Genomic DNA, 15275 nt, shown 5'->3' with positions numbered 1-15275 from the left:
GTGACGTCGTCGCCGACGTCGAGGAGGCCGTCGGAGTCGCACATCTCGGCCATGCCCTCCGCCTCGGCGTCCGCCTGCGGCATCTCCACCCAGCGCGGCCTGCCAGGCGGTCGAGGTGGCTCTGGACGAGTGATGCGAGTGCGGGCCCCTGTTCGTAGCCGAGCGGCGCGAGTTCCGGGGGCAGGACGTAGCCGTCGGGCATCCGTGCGTACGTCTGTTCCATGAGCGTGCGGTAGGCGTCGGTGAGCAGGCCCGGCCAGTCGCCGGTCAAGGGCGGCCGCATGCGGGACTCGGCAGCGAGGGCCGCGTGATGGGCCGCCGCTTCCTCGATGGCGTCGGCGGCCGTCCAGTCGATGATCGGCTTCCGGCACGGCTGCCAGGGGGCGAGCCAGGGGCTCGGGGTCTCGTGCAGGATCTCGGTGGCGATTTCCTGGGCGATCAGCGGGGAGGTGTGCAGGCCGTCGCGGTGCGTGCCGGTGGCCACCCACAGGCCGGGGCGCCCGGGGTTCCCCAGGAGCGGGTGTCCATCGAGTCCCACGGGGCGGTTGCCGTGGTGGACGCGGCTGACTCTGGCGCCGGTCAGACCGTGGTGGAGCTGGCCGAGCCCCGCGTCGAGGAGGAAGCGCAGGGCGCCGGCGGTGGGAGCGTCGCCGGGGTGGAGGGCCGGTGCGGCGGAGGCGCCGAGGTACCAGGTGCCGTCGGCCTGCGGGACGGCGTGGAGCCCGCACGCGTACGCGCGGTTCGGTGTGCGTAACACCACCGGAGGAGCAGGCCCGGTCGGGCGGAGGGCGACGGCGGTGCCTTCGGCCGCGACCACCGGCAGGACGGCCAGTTCGGGGTCGATGCGGTCCAGGAGGGCGCTGGACCACGCGCCGGCCGCCACGACGACCCGGCCCGCCCTGAACGTGCCCTCGCGGGTGGCGAGTTCGTACGCGGTGCCGTGGGCGCGCAGCCGGCCGGCCCCGGCGCGGCGCACGTTCGGCAGCGCCCGGAGCGCCGTGTCCAGGGTCCGCAGCCAGCGGCGTGCGTCCAGGAAGCGTTCCTGCGGCAGGAACACGGCCCGCAGCGCCCGGTCGTTGTCCAGCGGCCGGTACGCCGGTACATCGGAGACGGCGCTGTCCTCGACGGCCAATCCGTGGCGGGCACCGGCCGCGCGCATGGCTTCCAGCGCCGCCTCGTCGAGTGGTCCGGAGGCCGCGTTGAGCAGGATGTACGTTCCCGTGCCGTACCCGTCCGGGGGCGCCGCCGTCCCGGCCCGGTCCCGTACGGCCCGGCGCCAGGCCGGCCAGCGCGCGGCGGCCTCCACGGCCATCCCGAGGCGCAGTTCGCCGTGCCGGGTCCGCACGCCGGCCGCCGTCACCTCGCCCAGCACCCCGAGCATCGCCCCGGCCGCCTGCGAGGCTCCGGGGCCGCGCCGCCCCGACAGCACGATCCGCAGCCCGGGCTCGGCGCACGCCAGCGCGTACGCGATCGACCCGCCCAGCACCCCCGCGCCCACGACCACGACGTCGACGTCCGTCACAGAGCCCCTCTCGCGCGCATCGCCTCACAGGCTTCCCCCGGCAGGCGGGTCACACCTGCCGCAAGATCTCGGCCCCGTGGTCCGGCGGGCCCGCGGAGCGAATGGCGCGGCCGCGCGGGAACCTTGAGGAGTAGGCGCCCAGGACCACGTCCCGGGGGCGGACACCGGTGGCGATCGACACGCCCTGGAGTCGGGAGCAGCGCAGCATCGGGTAGTTGGCCTCACCGAACACTCCTCCGGTGTACCCGGTGCCTCCATGGGACGGCAGCCATGGCAGCAGCGAGACGTGGGAGTCGTTGACCTTCAGCAGCCCGCCGTTGAAGGTACGCGCGACGAAGCGCTCGATGACGGCGGGGTCGGTGGCCCACAAGGAGTTCCGCAAGCCGTACGGGTTGCTCGTGACGTAGGCGATCGCCTCGTGCAGGAGGGACGTGTCGTCTGCCGGGCGGGGCACGATGACGGGGAGCAGGGGGAAGAACGTCTCCTCGCGTACCGCCTCGATGTCCCGGGCGCCGGCACACCCGTCGATCCGCAGGACGGTGGGTTCGAGGAACATCCCCGTGTCGGACGGCAGGCCGTCGACTTCCAGGCGGCGCCCGCCGAACTCGACGCGCGCCCCCTTGGCCACCGCGTCGCGCAGGTAGGCGAAGAAGCGTTCACCACGCAGCACCGGCGTGAGGAGGACGTCGGGGCGGTCTGGGGGCCCGGGCCGGATACCCGCGGCCTGCTTGCGCAGGTGGGTGAGGAGTTCGCCCGCGATCGCCGGGTGGGCGATGACCTGGTTGGGGACCATGCAGATCTGGCCCGAACCGAAGAAGCACTCGGACAGCGCTTGGGCGGCCAACTCGACGTCGGCGTCCCGCCACACCACGACGCAGTCGTTGCCCGCCAGCTCCAGAACGGGCTTCTTGCCGTGGGCCACGCACTCGCGTTCCAGTTCCAGCCCGCGTTCCACTCCACCGGTGTAGAAGATGTCCGCGACGTGCGGGCTCTCCAGCCAGGACCGCAGGGTCGGGCCCGGCCGGGCACAGTACGCGTTCAGCGTTCCGGCAGGCGCACCCAGCTCCTCCAGCACCGGCACCACGAACTCGCGCAGCGCGTGCATGACGCCCAGGGGCGCGCTGCGCGGGGCCCGCACGACCACGGTGTTCCCGGCCATCAGCGCGGACACGGCGAACATCGTGCTCGCCGCCGGTGTGTTCTGCGGTGGGTTGACGCACACCACGCCGTCCGGGTTGCGCCTCAGGGTCATGCTCCGTCCCCGGAGCCGGGCCTCCTGGTGCATCTGCGCCGCACACCAGTCCAGTGACTCGGGGGCATAGACGTCCAGCAGGCCGCAGACCTGCCACTCGGCGAGAGCACGGGGCTGGCCTTCGGACACCAGCACATCGATGAACGCGGCGTGGCCGCGGCGGATCCGCTCCCGGATGCCCGCGCCCAGCCGCATGCGCCGCTCCAACGGTACGGCCGACCACGCGGCAAACGCCGTGGCAGCGGCCTCGGTGGCGGCCTGGACGGTGCTCTCGCCCGCCACGGCACACCGTCCCACGACGAAGTCCGCCGCCTGCGCGGGGTCGGCGCGGCCCTGTTCCAGGTGCCGTTTGAGGGTGAGGCTGCGGAAGACGTCCTGCAGGATCGACGTGGTCGTCACCGTGTACACATGCCGGTCGGCGTCGACATCGCGACCACCGACGTACGAGGGGTACGTCGGCACCGGGCAGTGGTGGCGCGGATCGCTGGGTTCGTACGGCACAGGGCCTCCACGGGTCAGCCGGTGCGGCCGGAGGACGGGGACGGGGCCGGGTCCCACCAGACCGGGAAAAGAGCCGGGCCATCGGGCAGACGCAGCTCGGGGCCCCGGCGGGTGAAGCCGAGCCGCCGGTAGAGCCGCAGGCTTTCGCCGCTGGTGGCCTCCAGGTAGACGGGGGTCCCGGCGGTGTCCGCGAGCGCGGACGCGACCAGCGCGCTGCCGATGCCCCGCCCCTGGTGGCCGCTGCGCGCGGCGACCAGGGGAACGTACAGGTGCGCCGGACCGCCAGGGTGATGGGCCGCCAGCAACCGCGCGCAGGTCAGCAGACGGTCGGCGAACTCCTCGCCCAGGCCCGCCAGGCCCCGTGCCGACGCCGCGTCGGTGTCATCGGCGTCGTCGGCTCCGTGCACGTGCACGTCGTCACGGGCGGGAGTGTGGACCGCGAGGAGCGCGCCGAGGCCGTCTCCGGCCAGGTACACGCGCCCGTTGACGGCCGCCTCCCGGGTGAAGGCGCGGAAGACGGAGGGAAGAAGCTCCCGGCGCCGGATGCCGTCGGGGATCATCCACCGGCATACCGGGTCGTCGAAGAAGGCGTCGCAGAGCACGGCCACCACGTCGTCCTCGTCGGCCGCGGTGGCGCGCCGCACCGCCGCACCGCTCCGGGCGTCACCCAACGGACGTCCTGGGCTCGAAGCTCACCATCAGCGACTCGGGCCCGCACACACCGATCGGATTGCGCCACACGACCGGTGCGGTCAGCCGGGGTGCCCGCAGGCGGCTCGGCAGCACGGTCAGGATCTCGGTGATCTCCGTCCGCACCGTGGCCGCGCCCAGGCAGTAGTGCGGGCCGGCACCGAACGACAGCAGGGGAGGGCGCCGCAGGGTGATGTCGAAGACATCGGGATCGTCGAAGGCGCGCGGGTCGCGCTGGGCGGCGTGCACGCACAGCATGACGAAGGACTCGGCCGGCATCCGCAGGCCGTCGAACTCGACGTCCTCCAGGGCGAACCGGAAGATCGCCGGGGCTGCCGGGCACCAGCGCACCACCTCGTCGGTGGCCTGCTCCGTGAGCTCCGGCCGCTCGGCGAGCAGCTCCCACTGGTCGGGGTGCTCGGTGAAGGTGAACAGCATCTGCCCGAGCTGATTGCGGGTGGTGTCGTGGGCGGCGAAGAAGAGCCCCACGATGAGGTCGCGCAGTTCCGTGCGGTCCATGCCCTCGCCGTCGTACCCCCTCATCAGCAAGGAGATCAGGTCCTCACCCGACCGCGCGGCGGCCTGACGGGAGATGAGGTGATCGGCGTAGGCGCGCAGTCCGGCCAGGGACCGCTCGACGCGGCCCAGCGCGTCCTGCCGGTGGCCGACGCTGTAGACCAGCCCGATGTCGGTGCTCCACCGGGGCTCGTAGTCGTCCAGGGGCACGCCGAGGATCGCCGACATCACCGAGACGGCCATCGGGTCGGCGAAGGTCTCCCCGAACTCGACCGGTCCGGCGCCGGCCACGCGGCCGGCCAGCCGCTCGGCGGTCGCCCGCATGGTCACCCGCCACCGTTGCAGCGCCTCGGGACTGAACGCCTGCATCACCAAGGCCCGCTGGCGCCGGTGGTCCTCACCGCGCAGGTGAAGCAGCAGGGTGTCGAACCAGTCGTGGACCGTGCCGTGCGTGACACCGTTGAGTCGCAGAAAACGCCGGCCGCTCTGGGCCAGGCGCCGGTCCCGCAGCAAGCGCTGCACCTGCGCGTGCCGCAGCACCATGACGCCGTAGGGGGTACCGGCGTACCAGTGCGCCTCGCGCGCGGCCGCGACCTCGGGAGCGGTGAACATGAATCCGGGATCGGCGACGTCCAGGAACGCCGCCCGGCCGTCCAGCACTGTGGTCGTAGTCTCGGTCACGTGCATCACCCTGCGCCCCTGTCACGGGCACCGCATCGGGAGGATGACCGATCCGCCACGGCCGCCGAGCCGGCCACCGTGGGCAGCAAAAGCGCCCGCCGACTGAGCCGGCGGGCGATTCCTGGTCCGGTGTCGCGGCGGAGGCTAGATGCGTCCGAGGGCCTTGTTGATCGGCGCGTCGGCGTTGGGGTCGGTGTAGTACTGGTGCCAGGCGCGGACGTACTCCTGGCGGGAGACGCGGCCGTCGCCGTCCGCGTCCAGGACCCGGAGGGCGTTGTCGATCTCCGGTGACGGAACTCCGAACGCTGCCAGCATGCGCCGCAGCTCGTCGACGGAGAGCGCACCGTCACGGTCGCTGTCGGCGGCGTTGAACTCGGCCTCGCTGGCGTGGTCGAGCACCCTGACGAAGTCCGGAGTGGCGAACGCCGCGGTGTACTCCTCCTCCGTCACAGCGCCGTCACCGTTGGAGTCCGCCTCCGCCTGGAGATGCGCCCAGACCTGGGCGTAGGACTCCAGCATATTGCGGAACTGGGGGGAGCTCGGCTGGATGTTCAGTGTCGCGGCCAGACGGTGGGCCATCTGGTCGAAGTCTTCCTTGGTGATGGCGCCATCGTGGTCGATGTCGAAGTTGTTGAAGATCTTCTTGGCCTTGTTGTCGATGACCGTCGCAACCATGATCCTCTTCCTTTCGTTGTGCGGGCACAGAGAGGCGGCAGAGCGCGCCCCGACCCGCGGGGTGTCCCTAGAGAAGGGGAAGCGCAGGGGCGCCCGCAGTCAATCGATCATTGCGCCACTCGTACCAACCGAAGCCCGGCTATCACCCGTTCCGACCAGCGAACGCGCCGTCGCCCTGACGCGGCGTGACGGTCCGGCCGCCCTGGTCGGCGGTCCGGGTTCTCGGTCCGGGCACGGGTTCGAGAAGGGAACGAAGAATGCCGGACGTTTCAGTGCTGGGCAGCGGCACCATGGGCGGTGCCCTCGCGCGCGTTCTGGGCGCGGCGGGGCTCGAGGTCGCGGTGTGGAACCGGACGGCGGACCGGGCACGCGCCCTCGGCGGGGACGGAGTGCGTCCGGTGGAGAGGCTCGCCGACGCTGTGCGCTGTGCGCCCGTCGTCCTCGTGTGCCTCATCGACTACGCCGCCACCCGCCAGGTGCTGGCACCTGTCGCCGGTGACACGCGGGACCGGGTCGTCGTACAGATGTCGACCGGCACCCCGGCCGAGGCCCGCGCGATGGAGGCGTGGCTGCGTCCGCCGGGCTGCCGCTACCTGGACGCGGCGATCATGGCGTACCCGGGCCACCTGGGGACCGATCACGCGCGGGTGCTCTACAGCGGCCCCGGCGAGCACTACGCGGCCATCGGCCACGTGGCGCGTGCGCTGGGCGGCACGGCCGCGTTCCTGGGAGACGACATCGCCCTCGCCAACGCGCACGACGCGGCGCTGCTGACCTTCCTGTACGCCGCGACCTGCGGCTTCCTCGAAGGGGCCGCCATCGCGTCCGCGGCCGGGCTTCCCCTGGACGGGTACGCCGACGGCGTCGTGGAGCTGTTCCCGGCGCTGGAACACACCGTCCGCGGGTCCGTACCGCTGATCGCGGCCGGGCGGTACGACGTCGACGAGGCATCGCTCGCGGTGCACTCGGGGGCGCTGCGGCATCTGGCGGCGGCAGCACAGGAGGCGGGCGTGACCGATCCGGTCGCGGCGGTGCTGGGCGAGCGGGTGGGACGGCGGATGGCGGTGGGCACGGCGCGGGAGCACATCGCCGCCGTCTTCGAGGAGCTGCGCGGGCGCTGACACGCCGTCTTCGAGGAGCTGCGCGGGCGCCGACGGCGGTCCGCGCCCCCGTGGGTGGTGCATCGGTGGAACTCCCGATGTCCGGGCGCGGGCACGCTGCGATGGTGGGCGGTGCCGCACGGAGCCGTACGAAAGGGGCACCGATGACCTCGGTCAGTCTGGCCGGTCCATCGATCGCCGACCGCCACCGCGCTTGTCTGAGCAAGGGGCGTGCCTCGCTGGGGCAGATGTTCGGCGCGGATGTCGAGGTCGCCACCGACGGGGCCTGGATCACCACGGACACAGGGCACCGCATCCTCAACTGCGGGGGCTACGGGGTGTTCCTGCTCGGCGCCCGCCACCCCGTCGTCATCGACGCGGTGGCGCGGCAGCTCGCCTCCCATCCGATGGCCACCCGGCTGCTGCTGGAACCCGAGGTGGTCGAAGCGGCGGAAGCACTGGTGTCGGTGGCCCCCGCCGGTCTGGAGAAGGTGCATTTCGCGGGCTCCGGGGCCGAGGCGGTCGAAGCCGCTATCAAGATGGCCCGCACGTGCGGCAAGCGATGGCTGGTGTCGATGCGCGGCGGCTACCACGGAAAGACGATGGGCGCGCTCAGCGTCACCGGGAACGACGTGTACCGCGAGCCGTTCCAGCCGCTGCTGCCGCAGGTGTCGCAGGTCCCTTACGGCGACATCGACGCGCTGGCCGCGGAGTTGGCCGCGCACCGGGACGAGGCGTGCGTCGTGGTGGAACCCGTCCAGGGCGAGGCGGGAGTGGTCATCCCGCCGCCCGGCTACCTGCGGAACGTGGCGCAGCTGTGCCGGGAACACCGCGCGTTCCTCGTCCTGGACGAGATCCAGACGGGCATGGGCCGCCTGGGCGCCTGGTGGGGCGCGGACCTCGCGGGCGTCACCCCCGACGCGCTGCTCGTCGGCAAGGGCTTGAGCGGGGGAGTCGTGCCGGTCTCGGCCGTCGTGGCGACCCGTGAGGCGTTCCAGGCGTTCGACCGCGACCCCTTCCTGCACACCTCTACCTTCTCCGGAAACCCTCTGGCGATGGCCGCCGTACAGGGCGCCATCCGTGCGACCGAGCAGGACGACATCGTCGAGCGGGCCCGGGTGCTCGGTGCCCGGCTCCGTGACGACCTGGACCGGATCGCACGGCGGGCGCTGGGCGAACAGGTGGTGCAGGTACGCGGCGTCGGCCTGCTCATCGGCATCGAGCTGCACCGCCCCGGCCTGGTCGGTGACCTGTTGGTCGAGCTCATGGGGGCCGGGGTGCTGGCCAACCACTCGATGAACGCGTCGGGAGTCCTGCGGCTGACCCCGCCCGCGGTACTCGACGAACAGGACATCGCGTTCCTGTACGAGGCGTTCGAGCGTGCGGCCCGCGCCGCACTGGTCTGAGGAGCGCCGACGATGCGATCCATTCACTTTCACCTGAAGCTGCCCACCGGTGACGGTCCCGCGGCCTTCGACGCCGTCGTGGACTTCACCCGCTACCCGTCGCTCTCGCCGGACGTGCGTTCGGTGGTGACCCAGGAGGCGGCCACGCCGGGCGAACCGCGCACCAGCGACTGGGTGATGAACTTCCGCCGCGGCCTCATGAGCTGGACCGAGCGGGAACGCCTCGACCGCGACCGGCTGCGAGCAGAATTCGCCCAGCTGGACGGCGACTTCGAGGACTTCCGCGGAGTCTGGCAGCTCATCCCGGGCACCGGTGGTGTCGAGGTGATGCTCGACGTCACCTACGACTTCGGGGTCGAGAGCCTGGTCGGGATCATGGACCCGATCGCGGAGCGCGTGATCAAACGCTCGACCCTGCGCGTGCTCACCGGACTCTTCGGCGAGGTCGAGGTCCTGGCCGGCGGGGAGGCCCTCGTCGACTTTCCCGCCGCGGGCTCTCCCGCCCCCCTCTCCTCCCCATCCATCAGGAGCTGACATGACCGCAGTACCGACCGCGCTGTCCCACATCCTCTCGTCCAGGTTCGGCGTGCCCGAGGAAGAGATCACCGCCGATGCGACCCTGCGGGACCTCGACCTGGACTCCCTGGCCATCGCCGAGCTGACGCTGGTGGTGCGCGACGACCTGGGGGTGCCGTGCACCGATGACGAGATGCGCCCGCAGGACACCCTCGGGCAGCTGGTACAGCTGTTGCGCAGCAGGGGGCTCCCCGCGTGACGCGGCCTCCCGCGGAGCCCTTCCGTGCGGCGGTGACCGGTCTGGGGCTGGTCACTCCTGCCGGGGTGGGGGTGGACGAGAACTGGAAGCGGGTCCTGAGCGGTGTCCCGGCCGCGTCCGCCGATCCGGAGCTGGTGGGGCTGCCGGTGGACTTCAGCTGCCGGGTGCCGGCGGATTTCGATCCCGTCGCGGTCTTGGGGCGGCGTACGGCCTGGCGTCTGGGGCGGCACGTCCAGCTCGGGATGGTCGCGGCCCGTGAGGCGCTGGGTGACAGCGGCCTGGACCCGGGCAGCTGGGACGGCGCCCGCGTCGGCGTGGTCATGGGCAACTCCCTCGGCGGCACGACGACCTTCGAGCAGCAGTGCCTGACCTTGCGTGACAAGGGCGCCGCGGCGGTGTCGCCCGTGTTCATCTCGATGTGGGGCGCGAACATGGTCGCCGGACACATCGCGATCGACTGCGGCGCGGGCGGGCCCAACCTGGTGGTCACCACGGCGTGCGCGTCCGGTGGGACCGCTCTGGGGGTGGCCCGGGACCTCCTGCGCAACGGCACCTGCGACATCGTGCTGGCCGGCGGCACGGAAGCGGCGCTGAGCCGGACCATCGTCGCCGGCCTGACCAGCATGGGCGTCCTCTCCCGCCGCTCCGACGACCCGCCCGCGGCGTTCCGGCCGTTCGACGTCGACCGGGACGGGTTCGTGGCCGCCGAAGGCGCGGGAGTGCTGGTGCTCGAACGCGAGGCGGACGCCCGCGCACGCGGCGCCCGCGTACGTGCCCACATCAGCGGCTACGGCGGTTCCGCCGACGCCGTCCACCAGGCGGCCCCCGACCCCGACGGCGGTGGCTTCGAGCGGGCCCTGCGTACGGCGCTGTCGGACGCCGGGCTGTCCGGTGCCGACGTCGACCACGTCAACACCCACGGCACCGCCACCGAGCTGAACGACATCGGCGAGACGCGCGTGCTGCGCCGCGTACTCGGTCCGCGTCCGGCGGTGACCTCGACCAAGGGCGTCACCGGTCACTGCATCGCCGCCGCCGGCGCGATCGAGGCCGTGTACACCGTCCTCGCCATCGAGCACGGTCTGGTCCCGGCGGTCGCCAATCTGGAGCGGCTCGACCCGCGGATCGACGCGGACATCGTCCAGGGCTCGCCGCGCGCCATGCCCGTCGAGGTCGCCGTCAACGTCGCGTTCGGGCTGGCCGGTCAGAACGCCGTCGTCGTCCTCACCGCCGCATGACGCCCCCTCGCCCCTTCCGTGCGGCGGTGACCGGTCTGGGGCTGGTCACTCCTGCCGGGGTGGGGGTGGACGAGAACTGGAAGCGGGTCCTGAGCGGTGTCCCGACCGCGTCCGCCGATCCGGAGCTGGTGGGGCTGCCGGTGGACTTCAGCTGCCGGGTGCCGGCGGATTTCGACCCCGTCGCGGTCCTGGGGCGGCGTACGGCCTGGCGTCTGGGGCGGCACGTCCTCCTCGGGATGGTCGCGGCCCGGGAGGCGCTGGGTGACAGCGGCCTGGACCCGGACAGCTGGGACGGCGCCCGCGTCGGCGTGGTCATGGGCAACTCCCTCGGCGGCACAGCGGCATTCGAGGAGCAGCACCGGAACCTGCGTGAAAAGGGCGCGTCGAGCGTGTCCCCGCTGCTCCTCCCCTCGTACGGCGTCAACATGGCCGCCGGGTACATCGCGATCGACTGCGGCGCGCGGGGCCCGAATCTCGCTGTGAGCACCGCCTGCGCGTCGGGTTCGACGGCGGTCGGAGTGGCCCGGGACCTGCTGCGCAACGGCACCTGCGACATCGTGCTGGCCGGCGGCACGGAGGCCGCCGTCAGTCCTTCCATGATCGCCGGGCTCGCGGCCGCCGGCGCGCTGTCCCGCCGCTGCCACGATCCGGCCACCGCCTCGCGCCCGTTCGATGCCGGCCGGGACGGGTTCGTGGCCGGTGAGGGAGCGGGCGTGCTGGTGCTCGAACGGGAGGCGGACGCCCGGGCACGTGGCGCCCGGGTGCGCGGCTGCGTCAGCGGTTACGGGGCATCGGCCGACGCGCTGCACGACACCGCGCCCGACCCCGAGGGAGCGGGGGCACGGACCGCGGTGCGGGCGGCCCTGGCCGATGCGGGCCTGTCCGGCTCGGACATCGGCCACGTGAACGCCCACGGCACCGCGACCCGGCTGGGTGACGTCGCCGAGGCCCGCGCGATCCGCGGGGCGATCGGCCCGGCCGCCCTGGTCACCTCGACCAAAGGCGTCACCGGCCACTGCATGGGCGCCGCGGGCGCCATCGAGGCGGTGTTCACCGTCCTCGCGCTGGAGAGCGGTCTGGTACCGCCCACGGCGAACCTCGATCGCGCGGACCCGGAGATCGACTGCGATCTGGTGCGGGGCACCGCCCGGGCCGTCACCAGCGGCGCCGCGCTGAACAACTCCTTCGGTTTCGGCGGACAGAACGCGGTGCTCGTCCTCACCGCGGCGTGAGGTGGGAGGAAAAGTGACCACGGCGTACGTGTGGCACGAGCGCTACGGCTGGTACGACACGGGGAACTTCCATCCCCCCGGAGCGGGCGGCTCGCTGCCACCCCATTCGCACTACGACTCCCCTGAGCCCAGGACCCGCCTCGCCTCCCTGGTGGAGGCCAGCGGCCTCGCGCGGCACCTGGTGCGGATCACCCCCGGCGAGGCGACACGAGAGGACCTGCTGCGCGTGCACACCGCGGCCTACGTCGACCGCATCGCGCGGGCCAGCGCGGCGGGCGGCGGTGACGCCGGAGACGGCTGGACGCCCTTCGGGCCGGGCGCGTACGACATCGCCGCCCTGGCCGCCGGAGGCGCGATCGCCGCCACCGAAGCGGTGCTCACCGGACAGGCGCACAACGCCTATGCGCTGGTACGCCCGGCCGGCCACCACGCACTGCCCGACACCGGCATGGGCTGGTGCGTGTTCGCCAACATCGCCGTCGCCGTCGCCCGCGCCCGGGCGCGGCACGGCCTGGAGCGCGTCGCGGTCGTGGACTACGACGTGCACCACGGCAACGGCACGCAGGACATCTTCGCGAGTGATCCGGGCGTGCTGACGGTCTCGGTCCACCAGGACGGGCTGTTCCCGTTCGACTCCGGTCACCGGCACGAGCGCGGCGGCGGCACGGCCGCGGACACCGTGCTGAACGTGCCGCTCCCGGCCGGCAGCGGCAACGGCGCGTACGCGGCGGCGTTCAGCCGTGTCGTGGTGCCCGCGGTACGGGCGTTCGTACCCGATCTCATCATCGTGGCAAGCGGGTTCGACGCCTCGGCGGCGGATCCGCTGGGCCGCATGGGGGTGAGTGCGCGGGGATACCGCGACCTGGCCACGCAGTTGCTGGAGCTGGCGGAGGAGCTGTGCGGGGGGCGCCTGGTGATGTGCCATGAGGGGGGCTATTCACCCGTGTACGTACCGTATTGCGGGCTGGCCGTGCTGGAAGCGATGTCCGGGCACACGACGGACATCGTCGACCCGTACGCGGACTTCTACGACGCCCGCCCCTACCAGGAGCTGACACCCTGGCAGACGACGGCGATCGAGCAGGCCGCAGCACTGGTGGGGGACCGATGAGCGCCGACCACTACCGCGCGGCGGGATGGTGGCGGCCGGAACGGGTGGACGACCTCGTGCTGAGGCACGCCGACGCCCTGGCCGGCCGATGCGCGGTCGTCTGCGAGGAGCGGCGCCTCACGTACCGCGGGCTCACGGCGGCGGTGGACAGCGCCGCCGCACGCCTGCGCGGGCTGGGCCTCCGCGCCCCCGAGCCCGTGCTCGTACAACTCCCCAACACCATCGAGCTGCTGGTGCTCTCCCTCGCACTGATGCGAGCCGGTTGCCCGCCGGTCCTGGCCATGCCGACGCTGCGCGAACACGAGTTGCGTCCCGTGATCGCCACGCTGCGCCCGGCCGCGCTGGCAGTGCCCCGGCGTTCCCGGGCGTTCGACCACCCGGAGATGGCACGGCGCCTCATCAAGGAACACGACTGTCTCAGGACGCTGCTGGAGGGGGACGACCTGCGCGCACTGTGCGTCCCGGCGGACGGAGACCCGGCGCGCGTACACACCGCTCAGCCGCAGGACATCGCACTGCACCTGCTGTCCAGCGGCACGACCGGCCCGCCCAAAGGCATCCCGCGCACGCACGAGGCGTTCACCTCGGTGATCCGCGCCGCTTCCGAGGTGTCCGGCCTGGACCGCGACTCCGTCTATCTCGCGGCGATCCCCGTCACGCACAGTTTCGCCTTCGGGCACCCCGGCGTCCTCGGCACCCTCGCTCACGGCGGGCGGGTGGTGCTGGCCCGGGCCGCCGACGCCGCCCACTGCCTGGACCTCGTCGCACGCGAGCGGGTCACCCACTGCGCGCTGGTTCCCGGCCTTGCCGCCCAGTGGCTCACGGAACAGCGGGAGCACCCCCGCGACGTGACGAGCCTGCGCGTCCTCCAGATCGGCGGCGCCCAGCTGGACCCGGCCACCGCCCGGCGCCTGGCCACCGAACTGGACTGCGCCGTCCAGCAGGTGTACGGCATGAGCGAGGGCCTGCTGTGCTTCACCCGGCTCGACGACCCGGACGACATCGTGGCCACCACCCAGGGCCGGCCCGCCGCGCCCGGGGACGAGCTACGGGTCGTCGACGAGGCGGGGCGCACGGTCCCGCCGGGCGCGGTCGGTGAGCTGTGGACACGGGGCCCGAGCACGATCACGGCCTACGCGTCGGACGCCAGGCCGCCCGGCGCCTTCGGCCCCGGCGGCTTCTACCGCACCGGAGACCTCGTGCGGCTCGACGACGAGGGAAACGTGATCGTCGTCGACCGGGTCAAGGACGTGATCAACCGCTCCGGCGAGAAGATCCCGGCGGGGGACCTGGAGAGACTGCTGAGGGGACACCCGCGCGTAGGCGCCGCGGCGGTCGTCGCGATGCCGCATCCGCTGCACGGCGAAGCGGTGTGCGCCGTGGTGGTGCCGTCCGGGGACGACGCGCCGAACCTGCGCGAACTGCGGGACTTCCTGCGCGCCCAGGGGGCCGCCCCCTTCAAGCTGCCCGACCGTCTCGAGGTCGTCGAGGCGCTGCCCACCACCGGGGTGGGCAAGGTCGACAAGGCCCGGCTCAGACGCACCATCGCCGCGCTCGTCGCCGCCGAACGACGCAACGCGCCCGGGGCGACGGCGGAGGATCAGGAGAGCCGGCCGAGCAGCTGATCAGCGGCGGCCGGGGTGTCGAGCTGATAGGTCGCCAGCTGTGGAACGGTGCGCTGCGCGAGTTTGCTCAGCGTGCTGCCGCACCCCACCTCGACCAGGGCGTGTGCGCCGGCCGCCACCATGTACTCCTGTGACTCGCACCACCGCACCGGCGAGGTCAGGTGCTCGCAGAGCAACCGCCGCCAGGAGGCATCGGGGGGCGCGGGCCGGGCAGTGGCATTGGACAGGACCGGGGCCACCGGTGCTCCGAACGCCACGGTGTCGAGATGGTCGCCGAAGGCGTCGGCGGCCTCGGCCATCAGCGGTGTGTGGAACGCGCCCGGCACCGCCAGCCGGTAGAACTTCTCCGCCCCCAGCGCCCGGGCCGCCTCCGTGGCCCGCGCCAACCCCGCCTCGGTACCGGCCAGCACCACCTGTCCGGGCGCGTTGTCGTTGGCCACCCAGCAGTCGTCCGGGGGCACGCCGCACGCCTTCGCCGCCGCCTCGGTCGAGATCGGCAGCACCGCCACCATGCCGCCGTCCTGCCCGCGGCACACCGCCTCGGTCACCTCGCCGCGGCGCGCTGTGAGCCGTACCGCGTCGTCGAACGCCAGGACGCCCGCGGCGGTCAGCGCGGAGATCTGCCCCAGGGAGTGCCCGGCGAACAGGGCGGGCGGACCGACTGCCTTCCGGACGGCTTCCCAGGCCAGCATCGAGGCCAGGAACACCGCCAGTTGTGCCTCGGCAGTGGTACGCGGTGCGGCGGCCCGGTCCAGCAGCATGGGCGCGACGGGGCGGCCGAGGGCCTCCTCGGCCCGCTCCACCAGTTCCCAGACGTCATGGTGGCGCCAGGCCAGACCCATCCGCGGGCCCTGCCCGCCCTGTCCGGGAAACGCCACCACGTACCGGGACCAGGCCGATTCGCCGGCACCGTCGCCACCACGCGTCTGGACCTGCATGTCGGATCCGCCT

14 protein-coding genes are annotated in these 15275 nt (G+C 72.9%); 8 read left to right on the top strand and 6 right to left on the bottom strand.

The features are described from left to right. The 5 genes from ABZX67_RS28370 to ABZX67_RS28350 form a co-directional block, all read right to left on the bottom strand. A partial coding sequence (locus ABZX67_RS28370; RefSeq protein ID WP_355365797.1) for an FAD-dependent oxidoreductase occupies positions 1-1522 on the bottom strand: 1522 nt, incomplete at its 3' end. A 49-nt stretch (positions 1523-1571) separates the two neighbouring features. Further along, a complete protein-coding gene (locus tag ABZX67_RS28365; RefSeq protein WP_355365794.1) occupies positions 1572-3275 on the bottom strand; it encodes an aldehyde dehydrogenase family protein in 1704 nt (567 codons plus the stop codon). 14 nt (positions 3276-3289) lie between these two features. Beyond that, positions 3290-3946: a GNAT family N-acetyltransferase gene (locus ABZX67_RS28360; RefSeq protein ID WP_355365791.1), complete on the bottom strand. Its 657-nt coding sequence runs from the start codon at positions 3944-3946 to the stop codon at positions 3290-3292. After that, positions 3939-5162 (bottom strand): cytochrome P450, encoded by a 1224-nt coding sequence (locus ABZX67_RS28355; protein ID WP_355365788.1) that lies wholly within the window; start codon positions 5160-5162, stop codon positions 3939-3941. Before ABZX67_RS28355 ends, ABZX67_RS28360 begins: the two co-directional genes overlap by 8 nt. Before the next feature lie 144 nt (positions 5163-5306). Next, the gene (locus ABZX67_RS28350) at positions 5307-5837 is read right to left on the bottom strand and encodes an EF-hand domain-containing protein (protein ID WP_355365785.1); all 531 of its coding nucleotides are present in this window, start codon (positions 5835-5837) and stop codon (positions 5307-5309) included. Positions 5838-6094: 257 nt separating this feature from the next. Between ABZX67_RS28350 and ABZX67_RS28345 the strand changes: the two genes are divergently transcribed. The 8 genes from ABZX67_RS28345 (at position 6095) to ABZX67_RS28310 (ending at position 14324) form a co-directional block, all read left to right on the top strand. Beyond that, a complete protein-coding gene (locus ABZX67_RS28345; RefSeq protein ID WP_355365782.1) occupies positions 6095-6958 on the top strand; it encodes an NAD(P)-binding domain-containing protein in 864 nt (287 codons plus the stop codon). Positions 6959-7101: 143 nt separating this feature from the next. Beyond that, entirely contained in the window at positions 7102-8343 is a 1242-nt protein-coding gene (locus ABZX67_RS28340; RefSeq protein ID WP_355365779.1) for an aminotransferase class III-fold pyridoxal phosphate-dependent enzyme, read from the top strand. Between the two features lie 12 nt (positions 8344-8355). Further along, positions 8356-8877, top strand: a complete 522-nt coding sequence (locus ABZX67_RS28335; RefSeq protein WP_355365776.1) for an SRPBCC family protein — start codon at positions 8356-8358, stop codon at positions 8875-8877. Between the two features lies 1 nt (position 8878). Then, complete coding sequence (locus ABZX67_RS28330) at positions 8879-9118, top strand: acyl carrier protein (RefSeq protein ID WP_355365773.1); 240 nt, start codon at positions 8879-8881, stop codon at positions 9116-9118. 32 nt (positions 9119-9150) lie between these two features. Beyond that, positions 9151-10356 (top strand): beta-ketoacyl-[acyl-carrier-protein] synthase family protein, encoded by a 1206-nt coding sequence (locus ABZX67_RS28325; RefSeq protein WP_355365770.1) that lies wholly within the window; start codon positions 9151-9153, stop codon positions 10354-10356. Next, positions 10353-11588, top strand: coding sequence for a beta-ketoacyl-[acyl-carrier-protein] synthase family protein (locus tag ABZX67_RS28320; protein ID WP_355365767.1), 1236 nt, complete (start codon positions 10353-10355; stop codon positions 11586-11588). Before ABZX67_RS28325 ends, ABZX67_RS28320 begins: the two co-directional genes overlap by 4 nt. 13 nt (positions 11589-11601) lie before the next feature. Next, positions 11602-12699 carry a class II histone deacetylase gene (locus tag ABZX67_RS28315; protein ID WP_355365764.1) on the top strand — a complete coding sequence of 366 codons (1098 nt, stop codon included), beginning with the start codon at positions 11602-11604 and terminating at the stop codon, positions 12697-12699. Next, positions 12696-14324: an AMP-binding protein gene (locus ABZX67_RS28310; protein WP_355365761.1), complete on the top strand. Its 1629-nt coding sequence runs from the start codon at positions 12696-12698 to the stop codon at positions 14322-14324. Before ABZX67_RS28315 ends, ABZX67_RS28310 begins: the two co-directional genes overlap by 4 nt. On the opposite strand, the gene ABZX67_RS28305 is transcribed toward ABZX67_RS28310, so the two are convergent. Continuing rightward, positions 14300-15262: an ACP S-malonyltransferase gene (locus ABZX67_RS28305; RefSeq protein ID WP_355365758.1), complete on the bottom strand. Its 963-nt coding sequence runs from the start codon at positions 15260-15262 to the stop codon at positions 14300-14302. The two genes, ABZX67_RS28310 and ABZX67_RS28305, sit on opposite strands and share 25 nt — an antisense overlap. Positions 15263-15275: the final 13 nt, after the last annotated feature.

The sequence above is a fragment of the Streptomyces sp. NPDC003036 genome, assembly GCF_040611175.1.
Lineage (GTDB): Bacteria > Actinomycetota > Actinomycetes > Streptomycetales > Streptomycetaceae > Streptomyces.
This window is presented reverse-complemented; position numbering and strand designations above follow the sequence as displayed.